This window comes from Rhodobacter sp. (assembly GCA_020637515.1).
Classification (GTDB): Bacteria; Pseudomonadota; Alphaproteobacteria; order Rhodobacterales; family Rhodobacteraceae; genus Pararhodobacter.
In genome coordinates this window covers 2169410-2184146 of record JACKKG010000001.1, presented here as the reverse complement: position 1 = coordinate 2184146, position 14737 = coordinate 2169410, and the positions used below count along the sequence as shown (strand labels likewise).

Below are 14737 nucleotides of genomic sequence, written 5' to 3'. Positions count from 1 at the left end.
CCATGCCCCTGCACCGCATCCCCACCCAACCGATCGCCGGTCAGAAGCCCGGCACATCGGGCCTGCGCAAGAAAACCCGCGTGTTCATGCAACCCGGGTATCTGGAGAATTTCGTGCAGGCGATCTGGAACGGGATCGGCGGGATCGAGGGGCAGACCCTGGTCCTGGGCGGCGACGGGCGGTTCTTCAACGACCGCGCGGTGCAGATCATCCTGAAAATGGCCGCGGCCTCGGGCGCGGCGCGGGTGATCGTCGGGCAGAACGGGTTCCTGTCCACGCCGGCGGCCTCGAACCTGATCCGGGTCCGGGGCGCGGACGGCGGGGTGATCCTGTCGGCCAGCCACAACCCGGGCGGCCCGGACGAGGATTTCGGCATCAAATACAATATGGCGAACGGCGGACCGGCGACCGAAACCGTCACCGCCAAGATCCATGCCGCCAGCGAAACGATCCAGGAGTATCGCATCCTCGATGCGTCGGACATCGACCTGGCCACGCTGGGCGAAGCCCCGCTCGGCGCGATGACGGTCGAGGTCGTGGACCCCGTGGACGCCTATGCGGCGCTCATGGAAACGCTTTTCGATTTCAAGGCGATCCGCGCACTTTTGCAAGGCGGGTTCCGGCTGCGGTTCGACGCGATGCACGCCATCACCGGCCCCTATGCGGTGGAAATCCTGGAACGCCGGCTGGGCGCCGCGCCGGGCTCGGTGGTCCATGCCACCCCCTCGCCGGATTTCGGCGGAGGCCATCCCGATCCGAACCCGGTCTGGGCCAGGGATCTGATGGACACGATGCACGGCGCCGATGCCCCCGATTTCGGCGCAGCCTCGGACGGCGACGGCGACCGCAACATGATCGTCGGTAGGGACTGCTATGTGACCCCGTCCGATTCGCTGGCCGTGCTGGCCGCCAACGCGCATCTGGCGCCGGGCTATGCGGGCGGGCTGAAGGGCGTCGCGCGGTCGATGCCGACCTCTTGCGCGGTGGACCGCGTCGCGGCGGCGCGCGGCCTGCCGTGCTACGCCACGCCGACGGGCTGGAAATTCTTTGGCAACCTGCTGGACGCGGGACTGGCAACGCTGTGCGGCGAGGAATCGGCCGGCACCGGGTCCGACCATGTCCGCGAGAAGGACGGGCTCTGGGCGGTGCTGCTGTGGCTGAACATCCTGGCCGTCCGACGCCAGTCTGTCGCCGGGGTCATGGCCGACCACTGGGCCGAATTCGGCCGCACCTACTACTCGCGCCACGACTACGAGGCCATTGCCAGCGATGTCGCAAACGCGCTGATGGCCGACCTGCGCGCGGCCCTGCCCGCGATGGCCGGGCGACAAGCCGGCGCACTGATTGTCGAAAGCGCCGAGGATTTCGCCTATACGGACCCCGTGGACGGATCGGTCGCGACCGCGCAGGGCGTGCAGATCCGCTTTCACGGCGGGGCTCGGGCGGTGCTGCGGCTTTCCGGCACCGGAACCGAGGGCGCGACGCTGCGCGTCTACCTGGAACGCTTCGACGGCACCGATTTCGGCCAGGACCCGCAAGCCGCCCTGGCCCCCGTGATCGCCGCGGTCGAAGCCCTGGCCGGTATCGCGGCACGGACCGGACGCGCCGAACCCGACGTCATCACCTGAGCGCAGCCGCACCGGACCCAAATGACGACCGGCGCCCCTTGGGAGAGCGCCGGTTTTCCGTATTCCCGGATCGGTGAGGGCGCTTTTGCGGCCCCTGGGCCTATTCGAACGGGACCTTGAGCACGAGCCCGTCGAGGGCGTCGGACATCTCGATCTGGCACGACAGGCGCGAGGCTTCGGTGCGCGGTCCTTCGACGATGTCGAGCATCGCATCCTCGAAATCGGACGGGCCGCCGACCTTGTCGCGCCAGCCGTCCGTCACATGCACGTGGCAAGTGGCGCAGCTCATCGTGCCGCCGCACTCGCCGATGATGCCGGGAATGCTTGCGGACACGGCCGCCTCCATCAGGGAATGGCCGGCGGGCACCTCGGCGGTAATCTCGCGGCCGTCGGGCAGGATCCAGGTGGCTTTCATCGGTGTCTCCTCATACGAACCAGATCGAGAAATCGCGGGCCTGTTCCGGGGTCATGTCCTTGGTCTTGTCGATTTCCACCCGCTTCATGTGCACGTGATGGGCGCAGTATTCGGCCCCCATGGCCGCGACCAGAGCGGTGTCGGCCTCGAGATCGTCCAGCGCGCCGGCCAGGGACTCGGCCGTGCCATAGGCGGCTTTCTGCCCCATGAAGCAATCCTCGGTCTCGGCCTCGGGCAGGTCGTATCGGCCCTCGTAACCCAACCGCGCCGCTTGCAGCACCGCGGCGACCGCCGCATAGGGGTTCGCGGCCGCGTCGGCCATCCGGTGTTCCAGGCGCGCCTTCTTGCCGCCCTCGCCCGAGACGCGGGCGGTGACGCCACGGTGATCCTCGCCCCAGTTGCACCAATAGCCCGACATCGACGCCGGTTGCAGCCGCGCATAGGAATTGACGCTGGGCGAAACCAGACCGGCGAGCCCCTTGTGGTGACGCATCCAGCCCGCCAGACAGCCGCGCCCCAGATCGTTCAGCCCGGCAATCCCGCCGATCGGCCCCGCGCTGAGCGCATTGGCGCCGGTCGCATCGGCAAAGGACAGGTTGACATGCATCCCCGATCCGCCCCGGTCGAACAGGGGCTTGGGCAGGAAACTGAGGATGACCCCCTTGCGATAGGCGACCTCGCGCGCGAGCTGGCGGAACATCACGGCCTCGTCCACGGCCTTGAGCGCCTCGTCGAAGGTCAGCGTGAACTCATACTGCGGGGTGTCGTATTCGGTCGTCACCAGATCCAGCCTGAAACCCGCGTCCTCGGCGGCCTCCCACACCGCGTCGGTAAAGCCGAGCGGGTCGTTGAACGGCCCGCCGCCGTAAACATGCCCGCCCGGCACGTCATAGGGTTGCAGGCTGCCGTCCTCGGCGCGGGTAAAGGCGAAAGCCTCGAACTCGATCCCGACCTTGGGGGTCAGCCCGTGTTTCGCCCAGTCCGCCAGCGCCTGTTTCAGCGCCGCGCGCCCGGCGATGGGGATCAGCCGGCCCGCCCGGTCATACAGGTCGCCCGTCACCATATGCACGCCCGGCTCCCATCCGGCGCGGATATCGGCGGCGTCCCAGCGCAATTCCATGTCCGGCAGCCCCTCGAGGCAGGCGGTGCCGGGGGCATCGACGATCAGGTCCTTGTCGTAATGCACCGCAAAACAGGGCTGGGCAAAGCGCGTGCCCCCCGAGCCGATCTTTTCCTGTGGCAGGTATTTTCCGCGCAGAATGGACAGGTGGTCACACCAGACGGGTCTCAGTCGGTCGCGCATTCTTCATTGTCTCCCTTGTCGTGTTCTGGTCCGGTCAGGCGAGCGTCACCCGCACCGGAAGTTCCTTGATACCGCCAACGAAGTTCGAGCGCAGGAATTTCTGCTCGCCCGCCGGTTCGATGGCCTTGATCCGCTTGACCAGTTCCTGAAACAGCAGCTTCACCTCGAGCCGCGCCAGATGCATCCCCAGGCACAGATGCGGCCCCCCCTGGCCAAAGGCGATGTGCCGGTTCGGATTGCGCGCCAGATCGACGCGGAAAGGCTGGTCGATGACCGCCTCGTCGCGGTTGGCCGAGGCCAGCCAGTAAAGCACCTTGTCGCCCGCCTTGATCTGCTTGCCGTGCATCTCGAAGTCACGCGTCGCGGTGCGGCGGAAATAGCTGGTGGGCGAGGCCCAGCGGATGATCTCGTCGGGCGCGGTGTCCCAGACCGCGCCGGCCTGCATCTGCTCCAACAGGCCCGGCTGATTGGCCAGCGCCTGAATGCCGGCCGCGATCGAATAGCGGGTGGTGTCGTTGCCGGCGGCGACCAGCAGGCAAAAGAAGTTGCGGAATTCGGTTTCCGAGATGACCGACCCATCGGGCCCGGGCTGCAAGATCAGGTGCAGGACGCCGTTGGTATCCCCGCGCGCGGCCTTGTCCGCCATCAATTGCTTTGCATAATCATAGAGTTCCGCACCGGCCGGCGAATTGAACGGCATCAGCCGGTATTCATCGGTCGTCATCTTGTCGAGGACATGATCGGTGAAATCCGGGTCGGTGTTGGCGATCAGCGCGTCACCCTTTGCGACCAGCCAGGGCAGGTCTTCGTCCGGGGTGCCCAGGATGCGGCCCAGCATCCGCATCGGCAGTTCCCGGGCGATCTGTTTGGTCGCGTCAAAGGTGCCCATCGGCAGCGCGCGATCCAGGATCTCGTCGCACAATTCGCGGATCGCACCGTCGAACCCCGCGACCACGGGTTTCGAGAACGCCTTGGCCACCTTGACGCGGGTCATGGTGTGTTCCGGCGGGTCGGTTTCCTGAAAGGTGCGCCGCGCCAGATATTCCTCGTAGGTCTGGTCCTCCATGCGGATGCCACGCGCCGAGGACAGCAGGTCAGGCTGCTTGTTCAGCGCCAGGATGTCCAGGTTGCGCGTGACGGACCAGAAGCCCTGCCCCGCGTCCCAGTCGGTCCAGTGCATCGGATCGTCACGGCGCAGGCGCGAAAACGTGTTGTGTGGCGGGCCGGACAGGAAGGTATCGTGCGAGGTCAGATCCGCGTGTCCGTCGTCGGTCGGAGTCCAGAGTGTCATGCGCCGCTCCCTTGCCAGTCATCATTTGATATGTATATTATTGCCTTTGCAACGTATGCAAATGGAAAATACATGCATATCGCCGTTCTCGACGCCAACACCGACCGTTCTGCCCTGGCCGCCCGGAATGTCAGCGAAATGGAGAAATTTCGCGCGCTTCTGGCGCCGACCGCGCCCGACTGGACCTTTGCCGCGTTCAAGGTGGACGAGGGCGTGTTTCCCGACACCCTCGCCGGGTTCGACGGGATCATCATCTCGGGCAGCCCGGCCTCGGCGCGGGACAGCGACCCCTGGGTCGGCCAGTTGCAGGCGTTGATCCGCGACGCGGTGGCGCAGGACATTCCGGTGTTCGGCGCCTGTTTCGGCCATCAGGTGATCGCCGCCGCCCTGGGCGGCGAGATCGGCTACAACCCGCACGGCTGGGAACTGGGCCGCGTGGAAACCCGGACCCATTCGCCCGCGCCCTGGATGGACGCCGACTGCCCCGTCGTCGCCCTGCACGCGGCGCACAAGGAACAGGTTACCGTCCTGCCGCCGGGGGCGCGCGTGCTGGGCGGCACCGACCTGGTGCCGCACGGCCACCTGGCGATCGGCGATCGCATCTTTACTACCCAGTATCACCCCGAGATCACCACCGCCTTCATGGCCGAACTGATCGAGGAAATGGATGGAACCGTCGAATCCACGGTCACCGACCGCGCCCGCCAGGGCCTTCCGCAGGACGTGAACGACGCCGCCATGGCCCGCTGGATCGCAAATTTCTTTAATCAGACCAAGGGCTAACTGAGAGCGGCCAGCAGGTCCATCGCGGTCACCTGATCGAAATGGACATGCTTGCGCATGGTGGCCTCGGCCCTTTCGCTGTCGCGCGCGACGATCAGCCGGGTGATTTCGCGATGCTCACGCGCCGAGGATTCGATCACCCCCGCATAATGATAGCGCGCCCGGTAATACGCCATCAGCTTGCGCGCGTTGGTCTTGATCAGGTCCACCAGGAACGGGTTGCCCGAGGCCTCGGCCACGGTGCCGTGAAAGCGGATGTTGAGCTGGTAATAGGCCGCGCCCTCGGTCTCGCCCAGGGTCTCCAGATGCCGTTCGCAGGCCGCCGTCGCCGCCTCGAGCGCAACCAGCCCCGAGGCCGAGATGCGCCGCGCCGCCAGTCCCGCGGCCTGCCCTTCGAGCTTGGCATGCACCTCGAGGATCGCCAGGAATTCGGCCAGTGTCGGCTTGAAGACCATGGCGCCCTTGCGCGGCAGGCGCTTGACCAGGCCCGTCGCCTCGACCTGCATCAACGCCTCGCGCACCGGTGTCCGCGAGACGCCGAACTGCTGGACCAGCGCGGCCTCCTCGATCTCGTCGCCGGGATTGAGCCGGCCGGAATCGATCCAGGCAAACAGGGTCGTGACGATGGTTTCGGTCTGATTGGCCAAGGCATGCCTCCTGCGTATTTTCTGTATACACAGCCGCCCCCCCCGCGTGCAATCCACCCCGCCCATCCCCTCTTGCACCACCCCCCCGACCCGCGCTATTGCTGCGCCCACGGAGAGGTGGCCGAGTGGTCGAAGGCGCACGCCTGGAAAGTGTGTAGGCGGGGAACCGTCTCGCGGGTTCGAATCCCGCTCTCTCCGCCACTTGCACAGTGCAAACCCGAAAACAGGTCCCTCGCGGGGCCTTTTTCTTTATGTGCCAAAGGGGTTTGCAGGGACCATCCGCCCTTCGGAGACGGCCCAGCCGCGCGAGATCGGTCTCCGAGCGCCCACCGTCTCTTTCCACCCGCCCTGCGCTCTCGGCGAGACGGGTTCAAAACATCCATGCATTTCAAGGAACTGGCGGCATCGCGTTGCGCCCCTGTTTCGCTGGTTCCGGCTTGTCTCAACGCGGATGGCGACGCAACACGGGCGGCGTGGTGTTTGGTATGTTTTGGGAGTTTTGCGTGAAGTCTTTGGCGTTGCAGCACATCGTGGCCGTCACAAAGGAACAGGCCCGGCGCCCCGAAATTTCCTGAAAGCCTATTCAGTGCCTTCGGGTTTGCCGGTCAGAACGGTGTTGATGATTGCGACGTAGCGGTCCGCGAGGTTGCGAACGTCCTGGTGCGCGAGTTCGATGATGGCCCGCAGCTGAGCGTGGTCCCCTAGTGGTTCGTAGCCGTGCGAGGTCATGTGGTCCTCGATAGTCGCGACCCTGATCGGATCATCGGCCAGGAACTCGCGAAAGTCCCGCTCTGCCTTTCGCGCATTGCAGGCGCGACAGCTGGGGACCAGATTGCCAAGCCGATGCTCGCCGAGGGCTTGCTTATTGATGGGCACGACGTGATCCATGACCAACTCACTTTCGGCACCGCAATAGGCGCAAGCGCGGCCGAATGCGTCCACCACCGCCTGCCACTGCAGCGCGTTGAACTGCTCATCGCCGAGGCGGCTCAGAATGTTTCGTACCAGATAATTCTGCGCGTTCCCGATGGCATTTCCCTTGTAACGCCCGCGGGCAGCACGGATGGCATCGTCCGGCGACGGGGCATCGGATGTCGATGGGTCAGGATGAAAAACTGAGGCGAGCCCCTTGCTGGCCAGGTAGCGCCGCAAAAGGGGAAGGCTCTTGCTATACCAGTCGTTCGTCACGCGTACTGGAATGCCACTAACCACATATTCGCCCGTCCAATATCTCCCCCGATCAGATGACCCTATCTGAGCCACCTGCCGACAGAACGGATAATTGATATTGAAGGCTTCTTTGGAATATCGCGGGTCTTGCAGACGCGCGAATTCTTCAGGCTCGGTTTCTTCGCAGTATTTGAAGATTGCCGGAGCGCTGCTTTTGACGATTTGACCGATCTTCATGACCCCCCCGCGATGCTTGCAAAGGCAGCATACCCGCGGGGCTATCCGGCGACGACCATCATTTCACGCATAAGCTGATTTCCATCACCGAAACGCCCGCTCAGCCTGCTCCTGCCATGTCTCCCCCGCGAGAAAGCACAGGTCGTACAGGCTGACCGCCGATGCCTCGCGGCCGCAGGTCAGGCGTTTGAGGACCTCTGGCGCCAGATAGGCGAGGCGCAACTGGCGGCTGACGTGGCGTTCGGCCAAGCCGACGGCCTCGGCCAGTTCCTGGATCGTGGCGAACTCACCTGCCTCCATGCGCCGCCGCCAGCCCCATGCCCGGCCGATGGCGCGCAGGATGTGCGGGTCCTGCGTCTGATCCTCGCTAGGGCTGTAATCGGCGGGCGGCATGATCTTGGGCCGACCGTTCTTCTTGCGCAGCTTCAGGGGGATCAGCACGCTGATCGTGTCATTGCCCCGGGTCATTCGGCGGCCTCCATGTCGCGTGGGGCGATCATCTCGCGGATGACGCCCGCGACGCCTTCGCGCCGAATGTCGACCTCGAGCCCGGCGGCGGTAACAGTGACGCGCCGGACCAGAAGCTGGATGATCCGCGCCTGTTCGAGCGGAAACAGCTGCGCCCAGAGCGTGTTGAAATCATGCAGCGCCGCGATGGCCTCGGCCTCGGACACCTCGCGCTTCAGCGCCGCCAGTACCTGCGTGACGACCTCGGGTGTCTGCAGGATGCGCCGGACCTCGGTGACGATGGCGTCCTCGACCATGCCCGCAGGCAGGCGGGTCGGCGCGAGGTCGCCACCGCTGTCGTCCTCCGTCGTGCGGTTCTTGATCACGTCCATCGAGACGTAATAGCGGTAGAGCTTGCCGCGCTTCTTGGTCGCGGTCGGGGTCATTGCTGCGCCGGTATCGGTGAAGATCAGGCCCTTCAGCGGCGCGGGCGTCTGCATGCGGCTGTTGCTGGACCGAGCATGGCGGTTGCCCTGCAGAATGGCATCGACCTGATCCCAGACCTTGTCGGTGACGATGGCCGAAGCCTGAGCCCGAGGTGGTGGAGTCGCGGATCAAGGCCGTCGACGCCATGTCCGATGACGAAAAGCAGCGCGTCGTTCTCGATGCGGCCCGCGTGGCGGCGCTGTCCGATGAGCCCGGCCAGAATGCGTTGCAGAACGTCGTCGTGAACCGCGCGGTCTTCGATACGCTCGAGGGGGCCAACAACCGCTCGCTCTGGGTTTTCCTCAACGAGAACGACCGGTTCCGCCTGGCCGAAGAGGTGCGCTACAATGACGAGCGCCGCCGGGGGCGGTCGTGGAGCGGGTTCGGCGTCGATCCCGATCTCGCGGTGAAGAAAGACCCGGTCTCGCTCGCCGCGTTTAGCGGGCCGTTCGTCCGCCCTGCCCCGCGGCCTGATGGGCTTTGCGCCGGTGTCCTCAGGTCACGGCCTCGGCGCTCAGGCGCGGAAGGGCAATATCCGCCAGAGTCGAGCGGTCCAGATCGTCCAGAAACACCGCTTCCGCAGCGTGCAACCGCGCTTTCAGCCGGCAATGGCCGTCGAGCGTGCAGGTCTGGGTCCCGGCGGGGAAACATTCGACCAAGGGCTGCCCCGCTTCCAGCAGGCGCACCACCGCGCCCAGGCGAATGTCTTGCGGGTGCCTGGCCAGTGTCGCACCGCCGCCACCGCCCCGGCGGGTTTCCACGATGCCACCGTGGGACAGGCGTTGCAGGATCTTGCTGAGGTGATTGCGCGAAAGGCCGAATTCCTCGGCCAGGGCCGCCGTGGAATAGGACAGCTCCGGTGCGCTCGCCATCCGCATCAACATGCGAAGCCCGTAATCCGTGAACGATGTCAGGCGCACGATACCCTCCCTTGATTGAATTGGTGTTTACAATACCTATTAGCAGGTTTACGCAGGGATGCAACGCGCATAGCCTCTGGAGACCGGCCATGACCGAAGCCCCCGCGCCCCAAAGCCCCGCCGACCTGACCGTGCCCGAGGGTGCCTGCGGAACCCGGGCCGCGCTCCATGCCGGCCTCGCCGAATTCCTGGACGACCTGGACGCGCATTGGCACCCGGAAAACGACGGGCCGTTCCCGCAGTTCGCGCCCGCCTGAAGGAGCCCGCACAATGATTGCTGCACAGGCCAACGACCGTTTCATCCCGTCACCACCGCGCATCGCGGGCGCGATGGCGCCGAACGCCGTGGTTCCGCTGGCTGTCCCGCCCGGTCCGGCGCGCCCGGTTTCGCGGGGCGCGCCATGAGCACCACGGCAGAACGAATGCGCGCCTGGACCGGACCCGCAATTCTTGCCTTTGGTTTCCGCCCGTTCTTTCTGGGGGCCGGGGTCTGGGCGATCGGGATGATGGGGCTTTGGCTGGTCATGCTGTCCGGCGCAACGCCGCTGAGGACGGCCTTTGACCCGGTGTCCTGGCATGCCCACGAATTCCTGTTTGGATACCTGTCCGCCGTGGTCGCCGGGTTTCTGCTGACGGCGGTGCCGAACTGGACGGGACGGCTGCCGATCGTCGGCTGGCCGCTCGGCGGACTGTTCGCGCTGTGGGTCCTGGGGCGGGTCGCGGTCGGCATGTCGCTCGTGCTGCCGCCGTTCGTGGTCGCGGTCGCGGACCTCGCCATGCCGGCCGCCCTCGGGCTTGTGCTGGGGCGCGAGATCGTCGCGGGCAAGAACTGGCGCAACCTGGTCGTCCTGGCCCTGCTGTCCGTATTCGCCCTCGCCAACGGCCTGTTTCATTGGGAGGCCGCCCACGGGCGCTATGCCGCCCAGGGCTATGGCCTGCGCCTGGGCCTGGCGGCGGGGCTGATGATGATCGCCGTGATCGGCGGGCGCGTGGTGCCGTCCTTCACCCGCAACTGGCTGGTCCGACGCGCGCCGGGGCGCTTGCCGACGCCGCCGATGCAGACCTTCGACAAGGCGGCGCTGATCGTCCTGCTGGTGGCGCTGGGGTTGTGGGTGGCCGTGCCGCAAGCGGCGCTGACCGGGGCGGCGCTGGGCGTGGCCGGGATGGTGCACCTGATCCGTCTGGGCCGCTGGGCCGGGCACCGGACGCTCGATGAGCCATTGGTGACGGTGCTGCACGTGGGCTATGCGTTCCTGCCGCTGGGGGCCCTGGCGCTGTCTGTCGAGAGCCTCGTGCCGGGAACCTTCGGCGGGGCGGCGGCTCAGCATCTGTGGATGGCGGGCGCCATCGGGTTGATGACGCTGGCGGTGATGACGCGGGCGACGCTGGGGCACACCGGGCAGGCCCTGACGGCTGGCCCGGGCACGGTCGCGATTTACGCGGCGCTGGTCGTGTCGGTCCTGGCACGGGTTGCGGCCGGGTGCTGGCCCGCGACGGCGCCCGCGATGCAGACCCTGGCGGGGCTTGGTTGGATCGCGGCATTCGGCGGGTTCGCGCTGCTCTATGGCCCGCGTCTGCTGCGCCTGCCGCCGGGCAAGCGCCTGTGACACGACAGGGCCTGCCAGGGTAACGCGCGCACCCTGCCCGCGGTTCCCGGCGCGCCGCCCGGTCACGAGGTGAAATCGTCAATCAAGGGATTGGGTTTCGCAAAGCGTGCCAGGTCCCCCTGGTCGTCGATGGTGATCCGGGTGCCGGCCACGCTCACGCCAAAGGGTTGCAGGCCCTTGAAAGCGCGGCTGAGGTTTTCGGGGGTCATGCCCAGCACCGAGGCCAGGCGGCGCTTCTCATAGGCCAGATCGAACGACGCCCCGCCGCCGGCATTGCGTTGTTGCCTGAGCAGATAATTCGCAAGACGTTCGAGCGAGGTCCTGAGCTTGAGATCCTTCTGCGCCTTGATGACCGAGCGATAGCATTGCGCCAGTTCGGTCACGATCGCCCGCGCAAAGTCGCTGTCGGCGTCGAAGATCGCGCGCACGTCCTGGCTGGGGATCAGCGCGATCCGGCTCTTTTCGAGCGTGCGCGCAGACATCAGATAGGGCGCATCCTTGATCGTCGCGGCCAGAATGAAGGTCGCGATGGGCCGGATCGTTGCCATGCTCGTTTCCCGGCCATTCCAGGTCGAAAACATGTCAACCGAGCCGGAAATGACGATGTGCAGAAAGTCGCTCGGCTCTCCTTCCGTTATCAATTCGATCTGGGCGGGGAAATTCTGCACATAGGCGCCGCGCATCAAGGCCGCAAAATGGTCGTCGGCCATACGCGAAAACAGGTCCAGTTTTCGAATGTCCCGGTATTCGGAATCGGGCATGCCGCTCTCCCCGCTTCAACGCACTTAACAATAGTCATCAGATGGGTTGATAAATGTCAATCCGGCATTTGACCGCAGTCAGATCGCGCCTTGATCTAGACCCGCCAACGGGATGACATATTTCTGTAAGTCATTTATTTTGTTGCATTTTTTGCGGTTTCATGATCTGAATCAAGTCCTCTGCGGCGCGTCGGCCTCAGGTCTGGCAAGGAACCCCACGCCGGGGTGACAGCGCTATTCCAGCCGGAGACCTGCCATGCAGACTGTCACGACCTCCCCACCCGCCGATCAGACTCGGGCGCTGAGCCTGAGCACGATCGCCTTCACCGCGTGTTTCGCGGTCTGGACGATCTTTTCGATCATCGGCGTCGCCATCAAGGCCGAGCTCGACCTCAGCGATACCCAATTCGGCCTGCTGGTCGCCACGCCGATCCTGACCGGGTCGATCACCCGCCTGTTCCTCGGCGTCTGGACCGAGCGATACGGTGGGCGACTGGTCTTCTCTGCGCAGATGATCCTGACCGCCATCGCGACCTATCTTCTGACCCTGGCCGACAGCTACGTCATGTATCTGATCGCGGCATTGGGCATCGGGCTTGCCGGCGGGTCGTTCATCATCGGCGTCGCCTATGTCAGCCGCTGGTATGACGCGGGCCGGCAGGGCACGGCGCTGGGCATCTTCGGCGCGGGCAACGTGGGCGCGGCGGTCACCAAGTTCGTGGCCCCTTTCGTCATGGTCGCCTATGGCTGGCACGGTGTGGCCTATGTCTGGGCCGCGGGGCTGGCCATCATCGGCGTGCTCTTTTTCCTGCTGGCCAAGGATGACCCCGAACTGGTCGAACGCCGCCGGACGGGGGCCAAGGCCCCGACCCTGGCCGAACAGTTCGCGCCGCTGCGCAACCTCCAGGTCTGGCGCTTCTCGCTGTATTATTTCTTCGTGTTCGGGGCGTTCGTGGCGCTGGCGCTGTGGATGCCGCACTACCTGATCGACGTCTACGGCGCGGATGTCGAGACGGCGGGCATGGCCGCGGCCTCGTTCAGCCTGTCCGCGTCGTTGTTTCGGGCCTATGGCGGACACCTGAGCGACAAGTTCGGCGCGCGGCAGGTCCTGTACTGGACCTTTGGCTTCTCGCTCGTGCTGCTGTTCATGCTGTCCTATCCGCCCACCGATTACGTCGTGCAGGGCAAGGGCGGCCCGATCGCCTTTTCGACCTCGATGGGGTTCTGGCCCTTCGTCGCCGTGCTGTTCGCGCTGGGGTTCTTCATGAGCCTGGGCAAGGCGGCGGTGTTCAAGCATATCCCCGTCTACTATCCCAAGCATGTCGGCGCGGTCGGCGGCCTGGTGGGCATGATCGGCGGTCTTGGCGGATTTGTCCTGCCGATCGTCTTTGGCGCCACGCTTGACCTGACCGGCATCTACACCTCGTGCTTTGCGATCCTCTTCGTCCTGGTCGGGATCGCGGTCACCTGGATGCACCTGTCGATCCGCGCCATGGAGCGCGCGGCCCACGGAACGGCGCTGGACGATCTGCCGAGCCTGCCGGAAATGCAGGCCATCCACGTGCCCGGCAAGACCGTCATGCCGCGGGTGTTGCAGGACTGGCGCCCCGAGGACACCGAGTTCTGGAACGCGAAAGGCCGGGCGATCGCGCGCCGGAACCTCTGGATCTCGATCCCGGCGCTGCTGCTGGCCTTTTCGGTGTGGATGGTCTGGTCGGTCGTGGTGGCGCGCCTGCCGGCCATCGGCTTCGACTTCACGCCCGGCCAGTTGTTCTGGCTGGCGGCCCTGCCGGGCCTGTCCGGCGCGACGCTGCGGATCTTCTACAGCTTCCTGGTGCCGATCTTCGGCGGGCGGCTGTGGACGACGCTGTCCACCGCCTCGCTGCTGCTGCCCGCCATGGGCATCGGCTACGCGGTGCAGAACCCCGGAACGCCCTACCTGATCTTCCTTGTGCTGGCGCTGCTGTGCGGCTTTGGCGGCGGCAACTTCGCCTCGAGCATGGCCAATATCGGCTACTTCTTTCCCAAGGCCGAAAAGGGCAACGCGCTGGCGCTGAACGCGGGGCTGGGCAACCTGGGCGTCTCGGTCATGCAGTTCCTTGTGCCCATCGTCATCACCGCCGGCGTGTTCGGCGCGCTGGGCGGACAGCCGCAGACCATGTCCGACGGCGGGCAGCTCTGGATGCAGAACGCAGGCTTTGTCTGGGTGCCCTTCATCCTGGCGGCCACCGTCGCCGCCTGGCTGGGCATGAACGACATCGCCGACGCGCGGGCCAGTTTCGCCAACCAGGCGATCATCTTCAGCCGCAAGCACAACTGGCTGATGTGCATTCTCTATACCGGCACCTTCGGCAGCTTCATCGGCTATTCGGCGGGCTTCCCGCTGCTGACGCGGCTGGCCTTTCCCGAAGTGCACGCGCTGAGCTACGTGTTCCTCGGGCCGTTGGTCGGCGCATTGAGCCGCGCCGGAACCGGCTGGGTCAGCGACCGCTTCGGCGGGGGCCGGGTGACGCTGTGGACCTTTGCGGCGATGATCGCGGCAACCTTTGGCGTGATCGCCTTCCTGTGGACGGGTTCGTTCATCGGTTTCTTCGCCTGCTTCATGGCGCTGTTCTTCCTGACCGGCGTGGGCAACGCGTCCACCTTCCAGATGATCCCGGTCATCATGAGCCGTGAAGTGCCGCGCCTGATGCCGAACCTCGGCAGCGACGAGAGCAAGCGGCAGATCGCCATGGAGTCCGGCGCGATCGTGGCCTTCACCTCGGCCATCGCGGCCTATGGCGCCTTCTTCATCCCGAAGGCCTATGGCACCTCGATCGCGATGACCGGCTCGGCCATGGGCGCGCTGTGGTGCTTCCTGATCTTCTACGTGCTTTGCGTGGCGATCACCTGGGCCTTCTACACGCGCCGCGGCGGCCTGCTGCACGACATCGAACAGGGGCGCCGCACCGCCGGCACCGCGCCCCTGCCCGCGCAATGACACACCCCGATGCGCGGGGCGGCTGGCGCCGATCGCCGCCCCGCGCCCCGATACCCGAAAGG

General features: G+C 65.8%; 14 protein-coding genes and 1 tRNA gene. 6 read left to right on the top strand and 9 right to left on the bottom strand.

The window, feature by feature from the left end:
• The first annotated feature begins 2 nt into the window (after positions 1-2).
• Positions 3-1628 (top strand): alpha-D-glucose phosphate-specific phosphoglucomutase, encoded by a 1626-nt coding sequence (locus tag H6900_10755; GenBank protein MCC0073753.1) that lies wholly within the window; start codon positions 3-5, stop codon positions 1626-1628.
• A gap of 100 nt (positions 1629-1728) precedes the next feature.
• Here the strand turns inward: H6900_10755 and H6900_10750 are convergent, their stop codons facing one another.
• The 3 genes from H6900_10750 to H6900_10740 are packed head-to-tail and all read right to left on the bottom strand — an operon-like array spanning position 1729 to position 4637.
• On the bottom strand, positions 1729-2043 hold the full coding sequence (locus H6900_10750) for a 2Fe-2S iron-sulfur cluster binding domain-containing protein (protein ID MCC0073752.1): 315 nt from the start codon (positions 2041-2043) through the stop codon (positions 1729-1731).
• Between the two features lie 10 nt (positions 2044-2053).
• Positions 2054-3346, bottom strand: a complete 1293-nt coding sequence (locus H6900_10745) for a glutamine synthetase (protein ID MCC0073751.1) — start codon at positions 3344-3346, stop codon at positions 2054-2056.
• 34 nt (positions 3347-3380) lie between these two features.
• Positions 3381-4637 carry a cytochrome P450 gene (locus tag H6900_10740; GenBank protein MCC0073750.1) on the bottom strand — a complete coding sequence of 419 codons (1257 nt, stop codon included), beginning with the start codon at positions 4635-4637 and terminating at the stop codon, positions 3381-3383.
• A gap of 72 nt (positions 4638-4709) precedes the next feature.
• Between H6900_10740 and H6900_10735 the strand changes: the two genes are divergently transcribed.
• Positions 4710-5420, top strand: coding sequence for a type 1 glutamine amidotransferase (locus H6900_10735; protein MCC0073749.1), 711 nt, complete (start codon positions 4710-4712; stop codon positions 5418-5420).
• On the opposite strand, the gene H6900_10730 is transcribed toward H6900_10735, so the two are convergent.
• Entirely contained in the window at positions 5417-6067 is a 651-nt protein-coding gene (locus H6900_10730) for a GntR family transcriptional regulator (GenBank protein MCC0073748.1), read from the bottom strand. The two genes, H6900_10735 and H6900_10730, sit on opposite strands and share 4 nt — an antisense overlap.
• 111 nt (positions 6068-6178) lie before the next feature.
• Here H6900_10730 and H6900_10725 point away from each other — a divergent pair.
• A tRNA-Ser gene (locus tag H6900_10725) sits at positions 6179-6268 on the top strand.
• A gap of 378 nt (positions 6269-6646) precedes the next feature.
• Here H6900_10725 and H6900_10720 read toward each other — a convergent pair.
• The 4 genes from H6900_10720 to H6900_10705 all read right to left on the bottom strand — a co-directional run bounded on the left by H6900_10720 (position 6647) and on the right by H6900_10705 (position 9327).
• Entirely contained in the window at positions 6647-7474 is an 828-nt protein-coding gene (locus H6900_10720) for an HNH endonuclease (GenBank protein ID MCC0073747.1), read from the bottom strand.
• An 84-nt stretch (positions 7475-7558) separates the two neighbouring features.
• The gene (locus H6900_10715) at positions 7559-7942 is read right to left on the bottom strand and encodes a hypothetical protein (protein ID MCC0073746.1); all 384 of its coding nucleotides are present in this window, start codon (positions 7940-7942) and stop codon (positions 7559-7561) included.
• Positions 7939-8499: a site-specific recombinase gene (locus tag H6900_10710; GenBank protein MCC0073745.1), complete on the bottom strand. Its 561-nt coding sequence runs from the start codon at positions 8497-8499 to the stop codon at positions 7939-7941. Before H6900_10710 ends, H6900_10715 begins: the two co-directional genes overlap by 4 nt.
• A gap of 402 nt (positions 8500-8901) precedes the next feature.
• Positions 8902-9327: an Rrf2 family transcriptional regulator gene (locus tag H6900_10705; protein MCC0073744.1), complete on the bottom strand. Its 426-nt coding sequence runs from the start codon at positions 9325-9327 to the stop codon at positions 8902-8904.
• Between the two features lie 89 nt (positions 9328-9416).
• On the opposite strand from H6900_10705, the gene H6900_10700 reads away from it, so the two are divergent.
• Entirely contained in the window at positions 9417-9584 is a 168-nt protein-coding gene (locus H6900_10700) for a hypothetical protein (GenBank protein ID MCC0073743.1), read from the top strand.
• A gap of 144 nt (positions 9585-9728) precedes the next feature.
• A complete protein-coding gene (locus H6900_10695; protein MCC0073742.1) occupies positions 9729-10934 on the top strand; it encodes an NnrS family protein in 1206 nt (401 codons plus the stop codon).
• Between the two features lie 62 nt (positions 10935-10996).
• Here the strand turns inward: H6900_10695 and H6900_10690 are convergent, their stop codons facing one another.
• Positions 10997-11695, bottom strand: a complete 699-nt coding sequence (locus tag H6900_10690; GenBank protein MCC0073741.1) for a cyclic nucleotide-binding domain-containing protein — start codon at positions 11693-11695, stop codon at positions 10997-10999.
• 256 nt (positions 11696-11951) lie between these two features.
• On the opposite strand from H6900_10690, the gene H6900_10685 reads away from it, so the two are divergent.
• Positions 11952-14675, top strand: coding sequence for an MFS transporter (locus H6900_10685; protein ID MCC0073740.1), 2724 nt, complete (start codon positions 11952-11954; stop codon positions 14673-14675).
• Positions 14676-14737 lie beyond the last annotated feature (62 nt).

What these genes read in the sequence shown, in the direction of transcription:
- H6900_10745 (MCC0073751.1), bottom strand. Translation starts at nt 3,346, where the DNA reads ATGCGCGACCGACTGAGACCCGTCTGGTGTGACCACCTGTCCATTCTG.
- H6900_10720 (MCC0073747.1), bottom strand. Translation starts at nt 7,474, where the DNA reads ATGAAGATCGGTCAAATCGTCAAAAGCAGCGCTCCGGCAATCTTCAAA.
- H6900_10700 (MCC0073743.1), top strand. Translation starts at nt 9,417, where the DNA reads ATGACCGAAGCCCCCGCGCCCCAAAGCCCCGCCGACCTGACCGTGCCC.
- H6900_10695 (MCC0073742.1), top strand. Translation starts at nt 9,729, where the DNA reads ATGAGCACCACGGCAGAACGAATGCGCGCCTGGACCGGACCCGCAATT.
- H6900_10685 (MCC0073740.1), top strand. Translation starts at nt 11,952, where the DNA reads ATGCAGACTGTCACGACCTCCCCACCCGCCGATCAGACTCGGGCGCTG.
- H6900_10755 (MCC0073753.1), top strand. Translation starts at nt 3, where the DNA reads ATGCCCCTGCACCGCATCCCCACCCAACCGATCGCCGGTCAGAAGCCC.
- H6900_10715 (MCC0073746.1), bottom strand. Translation starts at nt 7,942, where the DNA reads ATGACCCGGGGCAATGACACGATCAGCGTGCTGATCCCCCTGAAGCTG.
- H6900_10750 (MCC0073752.1), bottom strand. Translation starts at nt 2,043, where the DNA reads ATGAAAGCCACCTGGATCCTGCCCGACGGCCGCGAGATTACCGCCGAG.
- H6900_10740 (MCC0073750.1), bottom strand. Translation starts at nt 4,637, where the DNA reads ATGACACTCTGGACTCCGACCGACGACGGACACGCGGATCTGACCTCG.
- H6900_10690 (MCC0073741.1), bottom strand. Translation starts at nt 11,695, where the DNA reads ATGCCCGATTCCGAATACCGGGACATTCGAAAACTGGACCTGTTTTCG.
- H6900_10735 (MCC0073749.1), top strand. Translation starts at nt 4,710, where the DNA reads ATGCATATCGCCGTTCTCGACGCCAACACCGACCGTTCTGCCCTGGCC.